Raw genomic sequence first — 22,022 nt, 5'->3', positions numbered from 1 at the left:
CCATCAGGAGAACATCCCACATGAGTATCCTTACCGAAGCGCAAGCCAAGGCCATCCTGGACAAGGTCATCGCGCTGTCCACCGCGGACGAATGCACCGCCTCGCTGACCGGTTCCGTCGATGGCAACATCCGCTTCGCCCTGAACAACGTCTCCACCAGCGGTATCGTCAGCAACACCGATCTGGCCGTGCAGGTGGCGTTCGGCAAGCGCGTCGGCGTCGCGACGATCAACGAGTTCGATGACGCCGCACTCGAGCGCGTGGTTCGCCGCGCCGAAGACCTCGCCCGACTGGCGCCGGAAAATCCCGAGTTCATGCCGGCCGTCGAGAAGCAGACCTACACGCCCAGCGCCACCTTCAGTGAATCCACCGCTGCCATCACCCCCGAGTTCCGCGCCCAGGTCGCTGCCGACTCTATCGCTCCCTGCAAGGCGGAGAGGCTGATCGCGGCCGGCTTCCTGGAAGATGGGCAGAGCTTCGTCGCCTTCGCCAACAGCAAGGGCAATTTCGGCTACCAGAAGGCCACCGGCTTCAACTACACCTGCACCGTGCGCACCGAAGACGGCCGCGGTTCCGGCTGGGTTGGCCGCAACCTCAAGGACGCCAGTGCGTTCAAGGCCGACAGTGACATCCGCATCGCCATGCGCAAGGCCAGTGAATCGGCGGAGGCCAAGGCGCTGGAGCCGGGCAAATACACGGTGATTCTGGAGCCGGCCGCGGCCGCCGGCCTGATCAGCTTCATGATGAACTTCTTCGACGCACGCCAGGCCGACGAAGGCCGCAGCTTCATGTCCAAGAAGGGCGGCGGCAACAAGCTGGGCGAGCAGGTCTACGACCCGCGCGTGAACATCAGCGCCGACCCTTGGCACCCGGGCGCCGAAGTGATGCCTTGGGATGGCGAAGGCCTGCCGCGCGAAAAGATGGCCATCGTCGAGAACGGCAAGGTGGTCAACCTGGAGTATTCGCGCTACTGGGCGCAGAAACAGGGCAAGCGTGCGATCGGTTCGCCCGGCAACCTGCTGATGGCTGGTGGCACCAAGTCCACGGCGGAACTGGTCGCCGGCACCCAGAAAGGCATCCTGGTCACCCGCACCTGGTACATCCGTATGGTCGATCCGCAGACCGTGCTGCTCACCGGCCTGACCCGCGACGGCACGTTCTACATCGAGAACGGCCAGATCAAGCACCCGGTGAAGAACTTCCGCTTCAACGAATCGCCGGTGATCATGCTCAACAACATCGACGAGCTGGGCAAGCCGGTGCGCGTGGCCGGCGACGAATCCAGCTTCGTGATGATGATCCCGCCGATGCGCCTGCGCGATTTCACCTTCACCTCGCTGTCGGATGCGGTCTGAGCCGGGCCTTGCCATGACCCGCGCCGGGTTCCTGCGGCTGCTGCTGGGTGCAGCCGCGGGGGCCCTGGTGCCGCCGGTGTTCGCCCAGTCCGGCCGCTACGATTTCTGGTTCACCCGCCTGAAATACGACTCCGGCGACTGGGACGTGGACGCGCGGATGCCGTCCAACCTGATCACCTCGCTGATCGATTACACCTCGCTGCGGGTGGACCCGAAGGAACACGTGGTCGAGCTGGCCGATCCGAAGATGCTGCAGGCGCCGTTCTGCTACCTCGCCGGGCACAAGCTGGTGGAGTTCAACCCGGCCGAGCGGCGCAATTTCGAACGCTACCTGCGCAACGGCGGCTTCGTCTTCGTGGACGACTGCAACCACGACATCGACGGGCTGTTCGCCAAGTCGTTCGAGGCGCAGATGGCGGCGATCTTCGGCAAGGCCGCGCTGAAGAAGCTGTCCAACGCGCACCCGCTGTATTCGAGTTTTTTCAGGTTCCCGGAAGGGCCGCCGGCCACCGGCTTCGAGCTCAACGGCTGGGGCGACGACCTGGTCCACGACTACCTGCAGGGCATCGAGTTCAATGGCCGCCTGGGCCTGCTCTACAGCAACAAGGACTACGGCTGCGAGTGGGACTACGACTGGCGCAACAAGCGCTTCCTGGCCGAAGACAACACCCGTTTCGGCGTCAATATCGTGATGTATGCCCTGCTGTCCTGAACCGGAAAACGCCATGACCCTTGCCGCAAGCGAAGCCAGCCTCCAGCAGCAGTTCCAGCGCCTCGACCGGCTGCGCGAGGCCATCGGCCAAGCGGTGGTGGGCCAGCAGGCGGTGGTCGAACAGCTGCTGATCGGCCTGCTGGCCTCCGGCCACTGCCTGCTGGAAGGCGTGCCTGGCCTCGGCAAGACCCTCTTGGTGCGCTCGCTGGGACAGGCGCTGGCGCTGCAGTTCCGGCGCGTGCAGTTCACCCCGGACCTGATGCCCAGCGACATCCTCGGCACCGAGCTGCTGGAGGAAGACCACGGCACCGGCCGGCGCGCGTTCCGCTTCCAGCAGGGCCCCGTGTTCACCAACCTGCTGCTGGCCGACGAACTCAACCGCACCCCGCCGAAGACGCAGGCCGCGCTGCTGGAGGCGATGGCCGAACGCACCGTCAGCTATGCCGGCACCACCTACCCGCTGCCGGCGCCGTTCTTCGTGCTGGCCACGCAGAACCCGCTGGAACAGGCCGGCACCTACCCGCTGCCGGAAGCACAGCTGGACCGCTTCCTGCTGCACGTGAAGGTGGACTACCCGGACGCCGCCGAGGAGCGCGCGATCATCGCCCAGACCACCGGCAGCGCCACCGCGCAGGTGCCGATGGTGATGGACGGCAGCGAAGTGCTGGCGCTGCAGGCGCTGGTGCGCGAGGTGCACGTGGGCGACGACCTGCTGGACTGGATCACCCGGCTGGTGCGCGCCAGCCGCCCACGCGATGCGGGTGCGCCGGAGGACGTGCGCAAATACGTGCGCTGGGGTGCCGGCCCGCGCGCCGGGCAGTCGCTGGTGCTGGCCTCGAAGGCACGCGCGCTGCTGCACGGCCGGCTGGCCGCCACCCGCGACGACGTGATCGCGCTGGCCGCGCCGGTGATGCGCCACCGCCTGCTGCTGTCGTTCGTGGCCGAGGCGGAGCAGAAGTCCGCCGACGACGTGGTCGCAATGCTGCTGCGCGACGTGCCCTACGCCGCCTGACCGCCGTCGATGGTCGCGCCGCTGATTCCGCCCGACGTCCGCAGCCGGCTGCAGTTCCTGCGCCTGCAGGTGCGGCGTGCGCGCGGCGAACGCGGCATCGGCGCGCATCGCAGCCCCAGCCGTGGCGCCGGGCTGGAGTTCGCGCAGTACCGCGGCTACGAGCCGGGCGACGAGCCGCGCCAGATCGACTGGAAGCTGTACGCCCGCGCCGACCGCTTCTTCGTCCGCGAAGCCGAACGCGAAAGCCCGCTGACCGTATGGCTGCTGCTGGACGCCAGCGCCTCGATGGCGCAGGCCGATCAGAGCAACCCCGAATGGCGCCGCCTGGACGCGGCGAAGTCGCTGGCTGCCTGCATCGCCGAGCTGGCATTGGCGCAGGGCGACCGCTTCGGACTGGTGGTGCTGGCCGAAGGCGGCCTGCAGCTGCTGCCGCCCGGCCACGGCCCGCGCGGGCGCGATCGCCTGTGGCTGGCGCTGCACGCGGTGCAGGCGCGCGGCGGTTTTCCGCAGGGCGATCGCCTCAACCCGCTGTGGGAACGGATTGCCAGCCATGACCTGGTCGTGCTGCTCAGCGACGGTTTCGACGAAGACGCGGTGGCGCTGGCCGAAACGCTGGCCAAGGCCGGCCGCGAGGTGCTGTTCCTGCAGCTGCTGACCGCGGAAGAGCGCGACTTCCCGTTCACCGATGGCCACCTGTTCCGCGACCCCGAAACCGGTGAACAGTTGCCCGGCGACGGCCGCCTGCTGCGCGAGGATTACCTGCGCCGCTTCGCCGAGGCCCAGCGCCAGCTGGATGCGCGCCTCGACGCGGCCGGCGTCGTCCACGCCCGCCACGTGCTGGACGAGCCGCTGGACCAGCCGCTGCGGCAGCTGTTCGCGCCGGGGCGGCCTTGAGCCTGTCCCTGCTCCTGCCCGCCGCGCTGGCGGCGCTGGCCAGCCTGCTGCTGCCGCTGCTGCTGCACCTGGCGCGCCGCGACAACGTGCGCCCGCTGGATTTTGCCGCGCTGCGCTGGCTGCGCGCCCGCCCGCGTCCGCGTCGGCGGCTGCGCTTCGACGAATGGCCGCTGTTGCTGCTGCGCCTGCTGTTGCTCGCCCTGCTGGCGCTGTGGCTGGCGCGGCCGGTGCTGCACGGTGCACCGGACCTGCGCCCGATAGTGGTGGTCATGCCGGGCGTGCCGGCATCCGCCCTGCCCGCGCAGCAGCTGCCGGAAAACGCGCGTCGCCACTGGCTGGCGCAGGGACTGCCAGCGCTCGATGCGCCACCGCCCGCCACGCCGCAGCCCATCTTCAGCCTGCTGCGCGAACTGGATGCGGATCTGCCACCCGGCGTGCCGCTGGTAGTGCTGGCCACGGCCCGCTTCGACGGCGCGGATGGGCGGATTCCGCAGCTGTCACGCGAATTGGATTGGCGGGTCGTCGATTCGGTGCCGGCCGCATCGAGACCGGCCGCCAGACAACCGCCGCCGACGCTTTACCTGCATGCCGATGCCGGGCACGCCGCCGCCCTGCGCCCGCTGCGCGCCGCGGCGCGGGCGTGGCAAGTGGAGGTATTCGATCTCGCCGCCGGTGCCACGCCTCCCGCCACTAGCGCCATCGCCGCATGGCTGTCTTCGACACCGATGCCGAGCGCGCTGCGCGATTGGATCGCACGCGGCGGCAGCGTGCTGCTCGCGCACGACGCGCCGCTGCCCGCAGACATCGCGCTGGCGCCCGTCCTCCACGATGCTGCGGGCGCTCCGCTGCTGGAAAGCGGCAGTCTCGGCCGCGGGCGCCTGCTGCGCTTCCGCCAACCGCTGCGCCCGGCGGACATGCCGTTGCTGCTGGAAGCCGAATTCCCGCAGCGCCTGCGCGAGGCGCTGGCACCGACGATGCAGCCGCCCGCCCGTGCCGATGCCCGCGCCTTCGCACCCACCGCCGGCGCCCGCGCGCAGCCAGCGGCGCCGCGCGACCTGCAGCCGTGGCTGGCCGTGCTGATCGCGCTGCTGTTCGCCATCGAACGCTGGCTGGCCACCGCCCGCCGCCGCGGAGCCAGTGCATGAGTGCCGACGCACTGCCGCATGCAGCCTGGCGCGCGGCGCGGCTTCGCGCGCTCACCATCCTTGTCGCGTTCGCACTGCCGTGGCTGGCGGCGCTTGCCGCCTGCACGCTGCGTTTCGGAGGACGCACCCCGGCGCTGCTTGTGGTCGGCATCGGCCTGTTGCTGCTCGCTTTCGTCGCCGTCCTGCAGTGGCGGCGTCTGGATCTGCGCTGGCTGCTGCGTGCGCTCAATGCGCGCAGCGACATGGAAGACAGCGCCGACCTGCTCGCGGCCCCACCCGCAGGCGGCGCGCTGCAACAGCTGCAGCGCCAGCGCCTGCAGCAGCGGCTGGCGGCGCATCCCGCCGACCTGCGCATCGCCTGGCCGTGGCCGCGGCTGGCTGCCTCCACGCTGGCGGCTGCGCTGCTGCTGGCCTCTGCGTTGTTGTGGCCGCAGCGCGCACCGGATTCATCGGCGCGAGTCGCGCCCGCCGCCTCCATCAAAGCCTCGCCGCTGCGGCTGACATCCAGCCAGCTGCAGCTCACGCCGCCCCGCTATACCGGCCTGCCCGTGCGCCGGGTCAGCGCACTGTCTGCCTCCGCACCGCAGGGCACGCAGCTGCGCTGGATGCTGGCATTCAACGGCACGCCGGATCGCGTCGCGCTGGTCTTCCTCGATGGCCGGCGCCTGCCGCTGCAACCGCGTGACGGCGGCTGGCAGGCCGGGCTGCGGCTGGATGCCTCGGTGCTCTACCGCATCGAACTCGATGGCCGCCTCCTCGATGCCGGCAAGCCGCACCGCCTCGATGCCCTGCCCGACCGCCCGCCGCAGCTCAAGGTGCTGGCGCCGGCGCGCAGCCTGAGCATCGCGCCGCCCGGGCAGCCCGGCTGGGAGCTGGCCTTCGAGGTGGAGGACGACTACGGCGTCGCCACGCAGGCCACGCTGCAGCTCACGCTCGCGCAGGGCAGCGGCGAGAACATCAGCTTCCGCGAAATCAGCCTGCCGCTGCGCGGGCAAGGCACGCCATTGCGCCGCCGCTTCAACCACCGCCTGGCGCTTGCGCCGCTGGGCCTGCAGCCGGGGGATGACCTGATCGCGCGGCTGGTGGCGCAGGACAACCGCAGCCCGCAGCCGCAGGTCGTGCGCAGCCCGGCGTTGATCCTGCGCCTGCAGGCTGCTGCCAGCGAGGAGCCCAGCGGCATCGAGGGCGTGGTCAAGCGGGTCCTGCCGGCGTACTTCCGCAGCCAGCGGCAGATCATCCTCGACGCCGAAGCGCTGCTGAAGCAAAAGCCCAAGCTCGCCGCCGAACGCTACCTGCAGAAATCCGATGCACTCGGCGTGGACCAGCGCATCCTGCGCCTGCGCTACGGCCAGTTCCTGGGCGAGGAAGCCGAGGACGGCCCGACGCTGCCCACCGCCGATGCGGGCGGACACGACGCGGAGGATGGCGGCGACCATGCCGGCCACGACCATCCGGCGCCGGCGCCCGCCACCACCTTCGGCCAGGACGTCGACCTGCTGGAAACCTACGGCCACACCCACGACCACGCCGAAGCCGCCACCCTGCTCGACCCGCAGACCCGCGCCACCCTGAAGCTGGCGCTGGACCAGATGTGGCAGTCGGAACTGCAGCTGCGCCAGGGCCATCCCGAGCGAGCGCTGCCGTTCGCCTACAAGGCGCTGGGCTACATCAAGCAGGTGCAGCAGGCCGAACGCATCTATCTGGCGCGGGTGGGCCCGCAGCTGCCGCCGATCGACGAGGGTCGCCGCCTTGGCGGCAAGCGCGAAGGACTGGCGTCGCGCCCGGACCCGCTGCGCGCCGCGCCGCCGGTCGATGCCGACATCACCACGCTATGGCAGCAGCTCGACGCCGCGCCGGCGCGCGCGGTGCCCACGCAGTCGCTGGCCGCGCTGCAGGCGTGGTTGCGCCGGCACGGCCAGCGCGCCGCCGATCCGCTGGCACTGCAGGCCGCGCTGGACGCGCTGCAGCGCGACCCCGCCTGCGCCGCGTGCCGCGACCACCTGCGCGCCCTGCTGTGGCCGCTGCTGCCGACGCCGACGGCAGCGGTCGCGCGCCGGCCGGCGCCGGACGCGCAGGGGCGGCGCTATCTCGACGCGCTGGATGCGGAGGCGAAGCGATGACCGCGGCCATGCCTGAAGTCCTGACTGCCATCGTGCTGGCGCTGACCGTGCTGCTGGCCTGCGCGCGCCTGCTGCAAGGTCACCTGCGCCGCGATCGCACGCAGCCTGCGCCGCGCTGGAAGCTGACGCTGCTGCTGATGGCGCAGCCGCTGCTGGCGGCGCTGCTGTTCTTCGGTCTGTTCCCGCCGGCGCGGCCGCTCGATGCCGGCGTTATGACCGTCTATACCGCCGGCGCGAATCCCGCTGCGGCCGATGCCGACACGCTGCGCATCGCACTGCCGGAAGCGCCGGCACACACCGGCACGGAGCCCGCGCCCGACCTTGCCACCGCCCTGCGCCGCCACCCCGGCATCCGCGGCCTGCGCATCGTCGGCAGCGGGCTGGACGTGCGCGACGTGGACGCCGCCCGCGGACTCCCGCTGCGCTTCCATCCCGCACCGCGCCCGGCCGGCATCGTTGACCTGCAGGCGCCGACGACGGTCGCGCCCGGCAATGCCTTCCGCGTGCGTGGCCGGATTGGCGGCATCGAGGCCGGCACGCTGGAACTGCTGGATCCCGCGGTGCGTGTCATCGCACGCACGCCCGCCTCTGCAGACGGCAGTTTCGCCCTGCAGGGCGTGGCGCGCAGCGTCGGCGCGTTCTCCTTCCAGCTGCGCCTGCGCGATGCGAAGGGCCAGGTCCGCGACAGCCTGCCGCTGCCGCTGCAGGTCATCGCGCCCGCCGCGCCGCGGCTGCTGGTGCTGGCCGGCGCGCCCGATCCCGAACTGAAGTACCTGCGCCGCTGGGCGCTGGATGCCGGCGTCGGCCTGCACACGCGGGTCAGCGTCGGTGCCGGGCTGGTGCTGGGCGATGCGCCGGTGGCGCTGGACGATGCCAGCCTGCGCCGGTTCGACGCGGTGCTGCTGGACACCCGCAGCCTGCAGGCACTGGGCGATGCCGAACTGCGCGCGCTCACCCGCGCCGTCCGCGACGGTTTGGGCCTGCTGCTGCGGCTGGATGTGCCGCTGTCGCCGGTCGTGCGCGCCCGACTGCGCGGCTGGGGCTATACGGTGGATGCGGGCAACGGCAACGCGGCGGTGCAGCTGGCGAACACGCCCCTGCGAACCGCTGGCGAGACCACCGCCCTGCCGGGCCTGGGCCGAACCGTGGCGGCCGTGCAGGCCGGCGATGCATTGCCGCTGCTGCGCGACGTGCAGGCGCAGCCGCTGGCGTGGTGGCGTCCACTGGGGCGCGGCCGGGTCGGGCTGGTGGCACTGACCGACAGCTACCGGCTGCCGCTGGCCGGCCACGCCGCCGTGCATGCGCGCCTGTGGAGCGATTTGCTGGCGGGCATCGCCCGTTCAACTACTGCTGCCACGCCGGCACCGCCTGCCGGTCCGATCTGGACTGGCCAGCGTGCGCTGCTGTGCGGTGTCGAAGGGAACGCTGCGGTGATCGCCCCCGACGGCAACCGAATGGCGCTGGCCATCGATCCGGCCAGCGGTGCGCGCAGCTGCGCCGCGTTCTGGCCGCGCATCCCCGGCTGGCACCGGTTGCAGGCGCGCAGCACGCAAACCGCATTCGCGGTGCTGCCGGCAGATGCGGGGCTGGCCTGGCAGGCGCAGCGGCGCTTCGATGCCACCATGGCGCTTGCCGCACAATCGCCCACCGTGCAGGCAACGCGTTCCGCGACCACGCAGCGCGGCGCGACGTGGCCGTGGCTGGCCGGGTGGCTGATGCTGGCAGTGCTGGCGTGGTGGCTGGAACGGCGGCGCGCATCGCCGCAGGCGCGGTGACTCAGCGCTTCTTGCGCACGTACAGCACCAGCGCGTGGTCGGCGATCTCGTAGCCGTGCTCGGCGGCGATCTTCTGCTGCAGCTGCTCGATCTCGTCGCTGTGGAACTCGATCACCTTGCCGCTATCCAGATCGACCATGTGGTCGTGGTGTTCGCCGCGGTCCAGTTCGTAGACGGCGGTGCCGCCCTCGAAGTTGTGCTTGAGCACCAGTCCGGCCGACTCGAACTGGGTCAACACGCGGTAGATGGTGGCCAGGCCGATTTCCTCGGACTCCGCCAGCAGCTGGCGGTAGATGTCCTCGGCGGTCATGTGCCGCGGCTTGGCGTGCTCCAGCAGTTCCAGGATGCGCAGCCGCGGATGGGTGACCTTGAGCCCGACCTTGCGAAGATCCTGCGACATCGACATCTCTCCGTGAATCAATCCAGTGCCGCATGCCGGCATGTGAACGCAGCCGTCGCGCCAAGCGCGAACGCGGATTGGGCGGGTCGATGCGGCGTGCCGGGAGTGTATCATCGGCACTTCCGCCACTGCCCCGCCCTGCCGATGCGCAAGCTGCTCCTTATTCTCCTTGCAACCCTGCTGGTCAGCGGCTGCGGCCTGCTGTACCGCCAGCCGGTGTTCCAGGGCAATCTGCTCGACAAGGGCGCCGTCGATCAGCTGCAGGCGGGCATGGACCGGCAGCAGGTGATGGTGCTGCTGGGCACGCCGTCGATCCGCGACCCGTTCCACCACGACCGCTGGGACTACGTTGCCAGCCAGCGCATCGGCCGCACTGGCGCGCCGGAAGTGAAGACGATGACGCTGTGGTTCGAGAACGGCCAGCTGTCGCGTTGGGAAGGCGAGTATTTCCCGGAGCAGGATTCCGAGCTGTCGCGCAACGCGATCCGCTACTTCGGCCCGAACCTGGCCAAGGACAAGAACAAGCGCCGCCGCTGAGGCGGCGTCAACTGCGCTGGCGCCCGCGTGGCGCCGCGCTCCCGGCGCGCCGTCTGCGCGCCTGCTTGGGATCGCACTGCAGGGCGCGCAGCAGTTCGATCCGGTCGCCTGCATGCAAGCGCGTGTGCAGAGTCGCCGTCTGCCCGAACACCGCCAGCGCGACGAACTCGCCTTCCAGCCGCCAGCCGGCCGCCTCCAGCGCATCGCCGACGCAGGCGCCCACCGCCAATTCCAGGTCAATGTGCTCGGCGCGGTGCGGCCAGGCGCGCAGCAGCTGCACGCGCATCAGTCTTGCCTCTTGTCCGCCTCGCGCACGAAGTCGTCCACCATGCGGTCGGCCAGTCCCTGCATGCCCAGCTGCAGCGCCGGTGCCAGCAGCCGGTTCTGCGGCTCGAAGTCCAGCCGCAGCGTGACCTTGCAAGCGGACTCGTCCAGCGCATGGAACTCCCAGCGCCCCTGCAGGCGCCGGAACGGCCCGTCGCGCAGCGCCATGTCGATGTGGTGCGGCGGGCTGAGCAGGTTCTCGGTGGTGAACCAGGTATGGAAGCCGCCGACGCCCAGATCCAGCCGCGCCAGCAGGCGGCCTTCGTCCTGTTCCAGCAACAGCGCCTGCCGGCACCACTCGAACCGGCGCGGATAGGCGGCAACATCATTGACCAACGAGAACATCCGCGACGCGGAATGTTCGACCAGGGCGCTGCGCAGAATGACGGGCATCGAAAGATCCGGGCCGGGCGGACGCACGCGGCGCGTCCGGATCGGCGAGAATGACGGGATGAGCAAGAAGAACGGCAAGGATAAGCCAAACGGCGGCGGCACCATCGCCCTCAACAAGCGCGCGCGCCACGAATACAGCTTCGAACAGAAGTTCGAGGCCGGTCTGTCGCTGCAGGGCTGGGAGCTGAAGGCGATCCGCGCCGGCCGCGCCAACATCGGCGACGCCTATGCGGTGGTGCTGCAAGGCGAGCTGTTCCTGATCGGCGCGCAGATCACCCCGCTGATCCAGGCCTCCACCCACGTCATCGCCAATGATCGCCGCACCCGCAAGCTGCTGCTGCACCGGCACGAGATCGACATGCTGATGGGCCGCATCCAGCGCGACGGCTTCACCATGGTGCCAACGGCGCTGTACTGGAAGGGCAACAAGGTGAAGGTCGAACTGGCGCTGGCCAAGGGCAAGCAGACCCATGACAAGCGCGAGGCCAGCAAGGAGCGCGACTGGAACCGCGAGAAACAGCGCGTGATGCGCCGGCACAACAAGGACGCCTGAGCCGCGCGCCGCAGGGCGCGCGCATCAATGCGCGAAAGCCGCGCGCGCATGGAACGCACAAACGAAAACGGCCGCCACTGGGGCGACCGCTTGCGTGTGTTGCGACGTTTTACCGATTCCGAAGGTGGCGTCCCCACGGGGATTCGAACCCCGGTCGCTACCGTGAAAGGGTAATGTCCTAGGCCTCTAGACGATGGGGACAGAACCGGAAACGCTTTGAAACGTGGTGGAGCCAGGCGGGATCGAACCGCCGACCTCCTGCATGCCATGCAGGCGCTCTCCCAGCTGAGCTATGGCCCCACGGGGCTGGAAAGACGCGCATTCTGGGGGTGAAATCAGGAACCGTCAAGCGTTTTCTCAATAAATTTTCAGCACGTCTTCATCGGCGTGCAGCGTGGCCACGCCATGCCCGCGTTCGGCGAGGTATTGCAGCCATTTGCCGAGGAATGTGTTCATGCGCAGGCGATGATCGAGGATGCGCTGCGGTGGCGGATACATGCCGATGACATCCTGCCAGCGGCTGCCGGCATAGCAGTGCGTGGCTTCCACCTGGCGCGCATCGCGGTACAGGCGCAGGCTCGCCGACGGATCGGCCATGCCGGTCTGCGGATCGATCAGGCCATAGCTCATGCGCATCTCGCTGGTGTAGGCGTGCCGCTCCATCACTTCCAGCCGCACGTCGAGGCCGTCACCGATCGCAGAGACGTATGTGCCGCAGCCGAGGTCGGACACTTCGAACAGCCGCTGCAGGCGCGCATGGTTCTCCGAATACAGGCCCATCAGCCAGCCGAAGCGGCTGATGGCGGGAACGCGGGCGCGGCGTGCAAGTGCGGTGGTCATGGATCGATCGTACACGCGCGCCGACGCGCGCGGCAGGATTGACGCGGGCATCGCGCGGGCGGAGGCTGATGGAGTTTCCCGCGCCCTGAAAACCGCTCAGTACATCTCGCGGTTGATGCCCAGGTGCTTCATCACCCGGCTGGCGATTTCCTCGATCGAGGCATTGGTGGTGCTGAGCAGTTCGATGCCCTCGCGGCGCAGCATCGTCTCCGCCTGCGCGACTTCGCGACGGCAGGTGTCCAGCTGCGCATAGCGCGAATCCGGCCGCCGCTCCTGGCGGATCTGGTGCAGCCGCATCGGGTCGATGGTCAGCCCGAACAGCTTGCCGCGGTACTGGCGCAGCCTGGCCGGCAGGCGCTCGCCTTCCAGGTCTTCGGGCGTCAGCGGATAGTTGGCGGCCTTGACCCCGTGTTGCAGCGCCAGGTACACGCAGGTGGGCGTCTTGCCGGCGCGCGAGACCGCGACCAGGATCACGTCGGCATCCGAGTAGTCCGGCTTGATCCCGTCGTCGTGGGTCAGCGCGTAGTTCATCGCGTTGATGCGCTGATGGTAGATCGCGAAATCCACGATCCCGTGCGCGCGGCCGATCTGCGCCTCGCGGCTGCGTCCCAGCTCCTGTTCCAGTGGCGCGATGAACGGCGCGAACACGTCCAGCATCAGCGCCCCGCTTTCGGCGAGCAGATGGTTGAGGTTGGGGTCGACGCAGGAATTGACCACGATCGGCCGCAGCCCCCGCGCCTCGCCGGCGGCACGGATGCGCTCGGCGGCCTCCACGGCTTTCTCCGGCGTGTCCACGAACGGCAGGCGGTCGCTGGAGAAGCGCACCCCGCTGAACTGCGTCAGCAGGCTGTGGCCGATGGTTTCGGCGGTGATGCCGGTGCCATCGGAGACATAGAACACGGGACGAACGGCTTCCATCGGGATTCCTCGGGGGCGCTCGGGGTAAAATAACGGACTTCCGCGCGCCTGCGCCGCCACGCCCCCCACGGAGCCACTCTTGAGCACCCCCGCCTCGACCAGCAACGTCCTCTGGTTGCACGACCTGCGCCTGTCCGACCTCGCCCAGGTGGGCGGCAAGAATTCCTCGCTCGGCGAAATGATCGGCCAGCTGGCCGAGCTGGGCGTCTCGGTGCCGGGCGGCTTCGCCACCACCGCCGATGCGTTCAAGGACTTCATCGCCCACAACGACCTGCATGCGCGCATCTACGACAAGCTGGCGACGGTCGATGTGGAAGACGTGCCGGCGCTGACCAAGGCCGGTGCCGAGATCCGCGGCTGGGTGATCGACGCACCGCTGCAGCCGCAGCTGGATGCCGATATCCGCACCGCCTACGCGCAGCTGTGCGCGGATGCGGGCAGCGAGGACATCGCGGTCGCGGTGCGTTCCTCCGCCACCGCCGAAGACCTGCCGGACGCCAGCTTCGCCGGCCAGCAGGAAACCTTCCTCAACGTGACCGGCGCCGATGACGTAGTGCGCAAGGTCAAGGAAGTGTTCGCCAGCCTGTACAACGACCGCGCGATCGCCTACCGCGTGCACCACGGTTTCGCCCACGAGGACGTGTTCCTGTCCGCCGGCATCCAGCTGATGGTGCGCTCCGACGTCGGCGCCTCCGGCGTGCTGTTCACCCTCGACACCGAATCCGGCTTCCGCGACGTGGTGTTCGTCACCGCCAGCTATGGCCTGGGCGAGATGGTCGTGCAGGGCGCGGTCAACCCGGACGAGTTCTACGTCTACAAGCCCACCCTGCAGGCCGGCAAGCCGGCGATCCTGCGCCGCTCGCTGGGCAGCAAGCAGCTGCGCATGGTCTATTCCGATGCGCCGGGCGAGCGCGTGCGCACCGAGGACACCCCGGCCGATCTGCGCGGCAAGTTCTCGATCAGCGACGCCGACGTGCAGGAGCTGTCCAGGCAGGCGCTGGTCATCGAACAGCACTACGGCCGGCCGATGGACATCGAATGGGGCAAGGACGGCCACACCGGCAAGCTCTACATCCTGCAGGCGCGCCCGGAGACGGTGAAGTCACGCGCGCATGCCACCCAGATCGAGCGCTACACCCTGGGCGCTCGCGGCGAGGTGCTGTCGGAAGGCCGCGCCATCGGCCACAAGATCGGCAGCGGCACGGCGCGGGTGGTGCGTTCGCTGGAGGACATGAGCCGCGTCCAGCCCGGCGACGTGCTGATCGCCGACATGACCGACCCCGACTGGGAGCCGGTGATGAAGCGCAGCGCCGCCATCGTCACCAACCGCGGCGGCCGCACCTGCCACGCAGCGATCATCGCGCGCGAGCTGGGCGTGCCGGCGGTGGTCGGCACCGGCGACGCGCTGGATTCGATCCGCGATGGCGATACCGTCACCGTCAGTTGCGCCGAAGGCGACACGGGCTTCATCTACAAGGGTGCCCTGCCCTTCGAGCGCACCACCACCGACCTCGGCAACATGCCGCCGGCGCCGCTGAAGATCATGATGAACGTGGCCAACCCGGACCGCGCCTTCGACTTCGGCCAGCTGCCCAATGCGGGCATCGGCCTGGCCCGTCTGGAGATGATCATCGCCAGCCACATCGGCGTGCATCCCAAGGCACTGCTGGAATACGCCAGCCAGGACGCCGACACCAAGGCGAAGATCGACGCCCGCATCGCCGGCTACGAAGGCCCGGTGGAGTTCTACATCGAGCGCCTGAAGGAAGGCATCGCGACGATCGCAGCATCGGTGTATCCGAAGCCGGTGATCGTGCGCCTGTCGGACTTCAAGTCCAACGAATACGCCAACCTGCTCGGCGGCTCGAAGTACGAACCGCATGAAGAGAACCCGATGATCGGGTTCCGCGGCGCCTCGCGCTACATCGACCCCAGCTTCAAGGACGCGTTCGCGCTGGAATGCGTGGCGGTCAAGCGCGTGCGCGAGGCGATGGGCCTGGACAATGTCTGGGTGATGATCCCGTTCGTGCGCACCCTGGACGAAGGCCGCAAGGTCATCGAAGTGCTGCGCGAGAACGGCCTGGTGCAGGGCGAGAACGACCTCAAGATCATCATGATGTGCGAGGTACCGTCGAACGCGCTGCTGGCCGACGAGTTCCTGGAGATCTTCGACGGCTTTTCCATCGGTTCGAACGACATGACCCAGCTGACCCTGGGCCTGGATCGCGACTCGGCCATCGTCGCGGGCCTGTTCGACGAGCGCGACCCGGCGGTGAAGAAGATGCTTTCGATGGCGATCAAGTCGGCACGGGCCAAGGGCAAGTACATCGGCATCTGCGGCCAGGGCCCCAGCGACCACCCGGACCTTGCGCAATGGCTGATGGAACAGGGCATCGAATCGGTGTCGCTGAACCCGGACACCGTGGTCGATACCTGGCTGGCGCTGGCCAAGGCCAAGCACTGACGCGGGCGGCTTGACCTTGCCCCCTGGGCAAGGTCGATACTGCGCGCATTCCGTCCAGACCCACTTCAGCGACCCGATTCCCGCATGAAACCGCTGCGCCACCGCCTGCGTCTGCGCATCGCGATCTTCGCGATGCTGGCGCTGCTGTGGTCGCAGACAGCCTTGGCCTGGCATGCGGTGTGCGCAGTGGAGCTGCCGTTGGCGGTCGCGCAGGTGATGCCGATGGCGGGCCACGGCAGCAACTGCCACGAAGCGCCGCCGCCGACTGATGACGGTGCAGGCCTGTGTGCGGCGCATTGCGACCAGGACGTGCCCAGCCCCGACACCGCGCGGGTACCGGCACCGCCGGCGCTGCCTGCATTGGTGCCCGCCTTCGTTTCCGCGTTGACCCCGCGCGAGCCGGCAACGCTGCGTCGGGTGGATTCGCCGCCCACTGTTCCCTGGCACCGACCGACCGCGCATCCCGCGGCGCTGCTGCTGATCTGATCGCCGATCCCCGCCTTCGGCGGTGATGCCCCGCGCATCGCCGTCGTCCCGCCGCGTGCGCCATCGCGCCGCGGCTCCACGGGTTTGATCGAGGTGGAACATGCGATTCCCATTCCCTGCAGGCAGCCGCTGGTGGCTGTTGCCCTGCCTGCTGCTTGCCTTCTCAACGCCGGCCAGCCCCGCCGACGATGCGCCGCCTGGCGCTGACGTGGCCTCGGTTCGCGCCTGGCTGCTGCAGCACAATCCCGAACTGCGCGCCCGCGAAGCGGAAACCGAGGCCGCGCGGGCGCAGGCCATCGCTGCCGGCAGCCTGCCCAACCCCAGCCTCGGCGTGTCGCTGCAGGGTATTGCGCCGGACCATCCCAGTCTGCTGCCCGCGAATGTGGGCGGCACCAGCTACCAGCTGCGCCAGCGCATTCCGCTGTGGGGCAAGCGCGGGCTGGCGCGGGGAATCGCCGAACGCAATGCGGACGCTGTCGGTGCCGGCCGCGAAGCCGCCGCACTGGCGCTGCTGGCGCAGGCCGAAGCCGCCTACGTGCGCTACTGGCATGCCGGGCAGGCGCTGCGACTGGTGGACGAACAGATCGCCCTGTTGCAGACGCTGGAGGAGATCGCCGGCGTGCGCTACGCACTGGGCATGGTGCCGCAGCAGGACGCCATTCGCGCGCAGGTGCAGACCACCCGTGTGCGCGGTGAGCGCATCGCACTGGAAGAAGCCGGCAACGAAGCCGGCATGCTGCTCAACCTGCTGCTGGGTCGCCGCGCCGATGCGCCGCTTGCCCCCGCGCTGCAGGCACCGCAGCTGGCGGTGGCAAGTACCAGCCTGGGCGAGGCGCTGGCCCGGCTGGACAAGGGCGGCCACCCCGCCTTGCAGGCCACACAGGCGCAGGTGGAGGCGGCGCAGGACAGCTTGCGCCTGCGCCAGCGCGAACGCTGGCCGGACATCTCGGTGGGAGTCGGCGCGATGCAGCGCGGCCACCGCATCGACGGCTATGAGCTGATGCTGGAGGTGGAGCTGCCGCTGCAGCGGCGCGCGCTGGCGGCGCGCGAACGCGAAGCGCGGCGACTGGAAGACGCGGCGCTGGCGCGCGCCGATGCAAAGCAGACGTCGCTGGGCGGCCAGCTGGGCATCGCCTGGGCGCAGTGGCGCAGCGCCCAGCGCCAGCGCGCCCTGCTGGGTTCCACCCGCATCCCGCAGGCGGAGGCCAACTACCGCTCCGCGCTGGCCAGCTACCAGGTCGGCGAGGTGGATTTCAACGCCCTGCTCGACGCGCTGACCGACTGGCAGGACGCCAGGCTTGCAAACCTCGATGCCACCCGCGACGAACTGCTCGGCGCCGCCGGCGTGCGCGCCCTCGAAGGAGACACCCCATGAAGCGTTCCCACGGCATCCTGATCGCCACCGGCCTGATCGTCGCGCTGGGTGGCGGCATCGCACTGGGGCGGCTGACAACGCCCGCCGCAACCACTAGCGCCGCTGCGCCAGCCGCGCGCAAGCCGCTGTACTACCGCAACCCGATGGGCCTGCCCGACACCTCACCGGTGCCGAAACAGGACGAGATGGGCATGGACTACATCCCGGTGTACGCCGAGGACGAAGCCAATGCCGCGCCCGGCACCGTGGCGCTGTCGCCGGAGAAGATCCAGACCCTCGGCGTGCGCACCGAACCGGTGCGGCGTCAGCCGCTGGCCACCGGCCTGCAGGCCAGCGGCACGATCGCCGTCGACGAAACCCGCCAGCACGTGATCGCCCCGCGCTTCGACGGCTGGGTGGAAACCCTGCAGGCCAACCAGACCGGCATGGCGGTCAAGCGCGGGCAGACGCTGGCGACGGTGTACAGCCCGCAGCTGCTGGCGGCGCAGGAAGACTACCGCGTGGCCGACGCGGCGCTGCGGCAGCTGCGCGGCGGCGACGCCGCCAGCCTGCAGTCGATGCAGCGCCTGCGCGACGCCGCCAAACGGCGCCTGCTGAACTGGGGCATCAGCGCCGGCCAGCTGGAGCACATCGCCCATCTGCCGCCGGGCAACCTTGCCCTCACCGCGCCAGCCAGCGGCGTGATCGTGGAAAAGCCCGTCGTGCAGGGCGCGCGCTTCGTCGCCGGCGACACCCTCCTGCGGCTGGCCGACCTGTCCACGGTGTGGGTGACGGTGAACGTGCCGGCAGCGCAGATCGGCCAAGTGCGGCTGGGCCAGCCCGCTCGGTTCACCACCCCTGCGTTGGCCGGGCAGACGTTCGACGGCCAGGTGGGCTTCCTGCAGCCCGTGTTGGATGCCGCCACGCGCACGCTGGCGGTGCGGGTGGCGCTGCCGAACCCGGACGGCCGGCTGCGGCCGGGCCTGTTCGGAACGGTGGCGCTGGCCGGCGACGATGGCCGCGAGGGGCTGACCATTCCGCGTTCGGCATTGATCGATTCCGGCCAGCGTCAGATCGCGCTGGTCGAAGTGGCGACGGGCCGCTTCGCGCCGCGGCAGATCAGCATCGGCCAGCGCAACGGCGACCGCATCGAAGTGCTGGATGGCCTGCGCGAAGGCGAACGCGTGGTGGTGGAAGGCAACTTCCTGATCGACGCCGAGAGCAACCTGCGCGCCGCCCTGCAGGACATGACGCCGGAGCAGGCGGCGGCGCATGCCGGGCACGACATGGGCAGCCACGACATGCCCGCGGCATCGAAAGCGGAATCCGACCCGCACGCCGGCCATGCGATGCCCGCAGCGGCAGCGCCGAAGCCTGCCGCGGCCGATCCGCACACGGGCCACGTGATGCCTGCCGCGCCCAGGCCCGATCCGCATGCCGGCCATGCGATGCCCGACCAGCCGAAGGCCGACCCGCACGCCGGCCACGACATGTCCGACATGGAGCACTGACATGCTGACCCGGATCATCGAATGGTCGGCGCGGCACGTGTTCCTGGTGCTGGCACTGGCGCTGGTGCTCACCGCCGGCGGCGTCCATGCGCTGCTGCACACGCCGCTGGACGCGCAGCCGGACCTGTCCGACGTGCAGGTCATCGTCTATACCGAAGCGCCCGGACAGGCGCCGCAGGTGGTGGAAGACCAGATCACCTATCCGCTGACCACCGCGATGCTGGCGGTGCCGGACGCGAAGGTGGTGCGCGGCTTCTCCTACTTCGGTTCGTCGTTCGTGTATGTGATCTTCGAAGACGGCACCGACATCTACTGGGCGCGCTCGCGGGTGCTGGAATACCTCAATTCCGCCGGCCGCCAGCTGCCCGCCGGGGTCACCCCCACGCTGGGGCCGGACGCCACCGGCGTCGGCTGGGTGTACCAGTACGTGCTGGAGAGCAAGCGTCATTCGCTGGACCAGCTGCGTGCGCTGCAGGACTGGTTCGTTCGCTACCCGCTCACCGCCGCGCACGGGGTGGCGGAAGTGGCCAGCATCGGCGGTTTCGTGCGCCAGTATTCGGTAACGGTGGACCCGGTCAAGCTGCGCGAATACGGCATCCCGCTGCAGCGCGTGGGCGAGGTGATCGCCGCCAGCAACCGCGACGTCGGCGGGCGTTCGCTGGAATTGGCCGAAACCGAATACATGCTGCGCGGCCGCGGCTACCTGCGCGGCATCGACGACATCGAGGAACTGGTGGTGAAGGCCGACGGCGGCGTGCCGGTGCTGGTGCGCGACATCGCCAACGTCGAGCTGGTGCCGGACGAACGTCGCGGCATCGCCGAACTCGATGGCGAAGGCGAGGCGGTGGGCGGGATAGCGATTGCCCGCTACGGCGAGAACGCGCGCGCGGTCATCGTCGCGGTGAAGGAGAAGCTGCAGGAGATCCAGTCCGGCCTGCCGGAAGGCGTCAGCATCCGCAGCGTGTACGACCGCTCGCAGCTGATCGACCGCGCCATTGCCACCTTGCGCACCACGCTACTGGAGGAAAGCCTGATCGTGGCGCTGGTCTGCGTGCTGTTCCTGTTCCACGTGCGCAGCGCGCTGGTGGCCATCATCATGCTGCCGGTCGGGGTGCTTATCGCCTTCATCGCCATGCGCGCGCTGGGCATGAACTCCAACATCATGAGCCTGGGCGGGATCGCGATCGCCATCGGCGCGATGGTGGATGCCGCCATCGTGATGATCGAGAACGCGCACAAGCACCTGGAGCGCGACGACGGCAGCAAGCCGCGTGCGCAGATCATCGTCGACGCCTGCCGCGAAGTGGGGCCGGCGCTGTTCTTCAGCCTGCTGATCATCACCGTCTCGTTCCTGCCGGTGTTCGCCCTGGAAGCGCAGGAAGGCCGGTTGTTCAAGCCGCTGGCCTTCACCAAGACCTTCGCCATGGCCGGCGGCGCGCTGCTGTCGGTGACGCTGGTGCCGGTGCTGATGCTGCTGTTCGTGCGCGGGCGGATCGTGCCCGAGCGCAAGAACCCGGTGAACCGCCTGCTGATCGCGCTGTACCGGCCGGTGATCCACGGGGTGCTGAGGCACCGCGCGCTCACCCTCGGCGTGGCCGGACTGGTGCTGCTGGCCTCGCTGTGGCCGGCATCCAGACTTGGCAGCGAGTTCATGCCCACGCTCAACGAAGGCACCCTGCTGTACATGCCCACCACCCTGCCCGGCCTGTCGGTGACGCAGGCGCAGAAGCTGCTGCAGCAGCAGGACCGCATCATCAAGTCGTTCCCGGAGGTGGAATCGGTGTTCGGCAAGGCCGGCCGCGCGATGACCGCCACCGACCCGGCGCCGCTGGAGATGTTCGAAACCACCATCAACCTCAAGCCGGAAGAGCAGTGGCGCGACGGCATGACGGTGGACAAGCTGGTAGCGGAAATGGACGCGGCGCTGCAGTTTCCCGGCGTAGCCAATTCGTGGACGATGCCGATCAAGGCGCGCACCGACATGCTCTCCACCGGCATCCGCACGCCGGTGGGGATCAAGGTGTTCGGCAACAGCCTGGCCGAGCTGGAGCAGGCCGCGCGCGCAATCGAATCCGCGGTGCGCAAGGTGCCCGGCACCACCAGCGCCTATGCCGAACGCCTGACCGGCGGTTACTACCTCGACATCGTGCCACAGCTGCCGCAGCTGGCCCGCTACGGGCTGTCGGTGGGCGACGTGCAGGACGTGGTCGCCAGCGCGCTGGGCGGGCAGCTGGTGACGACAACGGTGGAGGGCCGCGAACGCTTCGGGGTGATCGTGCGCTACCCGCGCGAACTGCGCGACACTCCCGAAGAAATCGCAACGCAGGTGCTGGTGGCCACACCGGCCGGCGCGCAGGTGCCGCTGGGCGAACTGGCCACGCTGGACATCCGCAAGGGCGCGCCGTCGATCCGCACCGAGAACGCGCAGCTGGCTGCCTACATCTACGTCGACACCCGCGAAAGCGACCTCGGCGCCTACGTCCGGCGCGCGCAGGACGCGGTGGCCGCGTCGGTACGGCTGCCGCCCGGTACTTACGTCAGCTGGAGCGGCCAGTACGAATACATGCAGCGGGCCAAGGCGCGCATGCAGGTGGTGGTGCCGGTGACCCTGGCACTGATCTTCCTGCTGCTCTACCTGAACTTCCGGCGCATCACCGAATCGCTGATCGTGATGCTGTCGGTGCCGTTCGCGCTGGTCGGCGGGGTCTGGCTGCTGTGGCTGCTGGACTACCAGCTCAGCGTGGCGGTGGCGGTGGGCTTCATCGCGCTGGCCGGCGTGGCCGCGGAAACCGGCGTGGTGATGCTGCTCTACCTCGACCATGCGCTGGAAGACATCAGGGCGCGCTGCGCGGCGGAAGGCCGGACGTTTTCCGCCGCCGACCTGCAGCGCGCCATCGTCAGCGGCGCGGTGGAACGGGTGCGGCCGAAGATGATGACGGTGGTGGCGATCATGGCCGGCCTGCTGCCGATCATGTGGAGCCACGGCAGCGGCTCCGAGGTGATGCGCCGAATCGCCGCGCCGATGGTGGGCGGGATGGTGTCGTCCACCGTGCTGACGCTGGTGGTGATCCCGGTGATCTATGCGCTGGTGAAGCAGCGCGGCGCAGCGCCGGCCAACTGACCACGCCGGCAGGCCGCGGGACACGCTGATCGTGCCTTTGCGGCCTGCGCGTTATCCTGCCGGGCCGTATCGCAGCCGCGGCACGGATGCGCATTCAACCATCGGAGC

19 protein-coding genes and 2 tRNA genes are annotated in these 22,022 nt (G+C 69.5%); 14 read left to right on the top strand and 7 right to left on the bottom strand.

What is annotated here, in order from left to right; genetic code table 11:
• The first annotated feature begins 20 nt into the window (after positions 1-20).
• The 7 genes from E5S66_RS07670 to E5S66_RS07640 are packed head-to-tail and all read left to right on the top strand — an operon-like array spanning position 21 to position 9,013.
• Positions 21-1,355 carry a TldD/PmbA family protein gene (locus E5S66_RS07670; RefSeq protein WP_138348647.1) on the top strand — a complete coding sequence of 445 codons (1,335 nt, stop codon included), beginning with the start codon at positions 21-23 and terminating at the stop codon, positions 1,353-1,355.
• 13 nt (positions 1,356-1,368) lie between these two features.
• A complete protein-coding gene (locus E5S66_RS07665) occupies positions 1,369-2,067 on the top strand; it encodes a DUF4159 domain-containing protein (RefSeq protein WP_138348646.1) in 699 nt (232 codons plus the stop codon).
• Between the two features lie 13 nt (positions 2,068-2,080).
• Positions 2,081-3,079 carry an AAA family ATPase gene (locus E5S66_RS07660; RefSeq protein WP_138348645.1) on the top strand — a complete coding sequence of 333 codons (999 nt, stop codon included), beginning with the start codon at positions 2,081-2,083 and terminating at the stop codon, positions 3,077-3,079.
• Positions 3,080-3,088: 9 nt separating this feature from the next.
• Entirely contained in the window at positions 3,089-3,973 is an 885-nt protein-coding gene (locus E5S66_RS07655; RefSeq protein WP_138348644.1) for a DUF58 domain-containing protein, read from the top strand.
• Complete coding sequence (locus tag E5S66_RS07650) at positions 3,970-5,118, top strand: BatA domain-containing protein (protein ID WP_138348643.1); 1,149 nt, start codon at positions 3,970-3,972, stop codon at positions 5,116-5,118. Before E5S66_RS07655 ends, E5S66_RS07650 begins: the two co-directional genes overlap by 4 nt.
• The gene (locus E5S66_RS07645) at positions 5,115-7,238 is read left to right on the top strand and encodes a DUF4175 domain-containing protein (protein ID WP_138348642.1); all 2,124 of its coding nucleotides are present in this window, start codon (positions 5,115-5,117) and stop codon (positions 7,236-7,238) included. The genes E5S66_RS07650 and E5S66_RS07645 overlap by 4 nt, the downstream gene beginning before the upstream one ends.
• An 8-nt stretch (positions 7,239-7,246) precedes the next feature.
• Positions 7,247-9,013: a carboxypeptidase regulatory-like domain-containing protein gene (locus tag E5S66_RS07640; protein ID WP_138348641.1), complete on the top strand. Its 1,767-nt coding sequence runs from the start codon at positions 7,247-7,249 to the stop codon at positions 9,011-9,013.
• 1 nt (position 9,014) lies between these two features.
• Here the strand turns inward: E5S66_RS07640 and fur are convergent, their stop codons facing one another.
• The gene (gene fur / locus E5S66_RS07635; protein WP_038053660.1) at positions 9,015-9,413 is read right to left on the bottom strand and encodes a ferric iron uptake transcriptional regulator; all 399 of its coding nucleotides are present in this window, start codon (positions 9,411-9,413) and stop codon (positions 9,015-9,017) included.
• A 144-nt stretch (positions 9,414-9,557) separates the two neighbouring features.
• Between fur and E5S66_RS07630 the strand changes: the two genes are divergently transcribed.
• Positions 9,558-9,950 carry an outer membrane protein assembly factor BamE gene (locus E5S66_RS07630; RefSeq protein WP_138348640.1) on the top strand — a complete coding sequence of 131 codons (393 nt, stop codon included), beginning with the start codon at positions 9,558-9,560 and terminating at the stop codon, positions 9,948-9,950.
• 7 nt (positions 9,951-9,957) lie between these two features.
• Here the strand turns inward: E5S66_RS07630 and E5S66_RS07625 are convergent, their stop codons facing one another.
• The gene (locus tag E5S66_RS07625) at positions 9,958-10,236 is read right to left on the bottom strand and encodes an RnfH family protein (protein ID WP_138348639.1); all 279 of its coding nucleotides are present in this window, start codon (positions 10,234-10,236) and stop codon (positions 9,958-9,960) included.
• On the bottom strand, positions 10,236-10,667 hold the full coding sequence (locus tag E5S66_RS07620) for a type II toxin-antitoxin system RatA family toxin (RefSeq protein WP_028839654.1): 432 nt from the start codon (positions 10,665-10,667) through the stop codon (positions 10,236-10,238). The genes E5S66_RS07625 and E5S66_RS07620 overlap by 1 nt, the downstream gene beginning before the upstream one ends.
• Positions 10,668-10,725: 58 nt before the next feature.
• On the opposite strand from E5S66_RS07620, the gene smpB reads away from it, so the two are divergent.
• On the top strand, positions 10,726-11,220 hold the full coding sequence (smpB, locus tag E5S66_RS07615; protein ID WP_028839653.1) for an SsrA-binding protein SmpB: 495 nt from the start codon (positions 10,726-10,728) through the stop codon (positions 11,218-11,220).
• 125 nt (positions 11,221-11,345) lie between these two features.
• Here the strand turns inward: smpB and E5S66_RS07610 are convergent.
• The 4 genes from E5S66_RS07610 to ppsR form a co-directional block, all read right to left on the bottom strand.
• Positions 11,346-11,421: transfer RNA gene (locus tag E5S66_RS07610), tRNA-Glu, on the bottom strand.
• 23 nt (positions 11,422-11,444) lie between these two features.
• Positions 11,445-11,520: transfer RNA gene (locus tag E5S66_RS07605), tRNA-Ala, on the bottom strand.
• Between the two features lie 57 nt (positions 11,521-11,577).
• A complete protein-coding gene (locus tag E5S66_RS07600) occupies positions 11,578-12,060 on the bottom strand; it encodes a DUF1249 domain-containing protein (protein ID WP_138348638.1) in 483 nt (160 codons plus the stop codon).
• Positions 12,061-12,156: 96 nt separating this feature from the next.
• The gene (ppsR, locus tag E5S66_RS07595; RefSeq protein ID WP_138348637.1) at positions 12,157-12,978 is read right to left on the bottom strand and encodes a posphoenolpyruvate synthetase regulatory kinase/phosphorylase PpsR; all 822 of its coding nucleotides are present in this window, start codon (positions 12,976-12,978) and stop codon (positions 12,157-12,159) included.
• Positions 12,979-13,057: 79 nt separating this feature from the next.
• On the opposite strand from ppsR, the gene ppsA reads away from it, so the two are divergent.
• The 5 genes from ppsA (at position 13,058) to E5S66_RS07570 (ending at position 21,914) form a co-directional block, all read left to right on the top strand.
• Complete coding sequence (gene ppsA / locus E5S66_RS07590) at positions 13,058-15,442, top strand: phosphoenolpyruvate synthase (RefSeq protein ID WP_138348636.1); 2,385 nt, start codon at positions 13,058-13,060, stop codon at positions 15,440-15,442.
• Positions 15,443-15,526: 84 nt separating this feature from the next.
• Positions 15,527-15,928: a hypothetical protein gene (locus E5S66_RS07585; protein ID WP_138348635.1), complete on the top strand. Its 402-nt coding sequence runs from the start codon at positions 15,527-15,529 to the stop codon at positions 15,926-15,928.
• 100 nt (positions 15,929-16,028) lie between these two features.
• The gene (locus E5S66_RS07580; RefSeq protein ID WP_138348634.1) at positions 16,029-17,303 is read left to right on the top strand and encodes a TolC family protein; all 1,275 of its coding nucleotides are present in this window, start codon (positions 16,029-16,031) and stop codon (positions 17,301-17,303) included.
• The gene (locus E5S66_RS07575; protein ID WP_138348633.1) at positions 17,300-18,793 is read left to right on the top strand and encodes an efflux RND transporter periplasmic adaptor subunit; all 1,494 of its coding nucleotides are present in this window, start codon (positions 17,300-17,302) and stop codon (positions 18,791-18,793) included. Before E5S66_RS07580 ends, E5S66_RS07575 begins: the two co-directional genes overlap by 4 nt.
• A gap of 1 nt (position 18,794) precedes the next feature.
• Positions 18,795-21,914, top strand: coding sequence for an efflux RND transporter permease subunit (locus tag E5S66_RS07570; RefSeq protein WP_138348632.1), 3,120 nt, complete (start codon positions 18,795-18,797; stop codon positions 21,912-21,914).
• The last annotated feature ends 108 nt before the right edge of the window (positions 21,915-22,022 follow it).

The sequence above is a fragment of the Thermomonas fusca genome (assembly GCF_005862345.1).
GTDB classification, from domain to species: Bacteria; Pseudomonadota; Gammaproteobacteria; order Xanthomonadales; family Xanthomonadaceae; genus Thermomonas; species Thermomonas fusca.
This window is presented reverse-complemented; position numbering and strand designations above follow the sequence as displayed.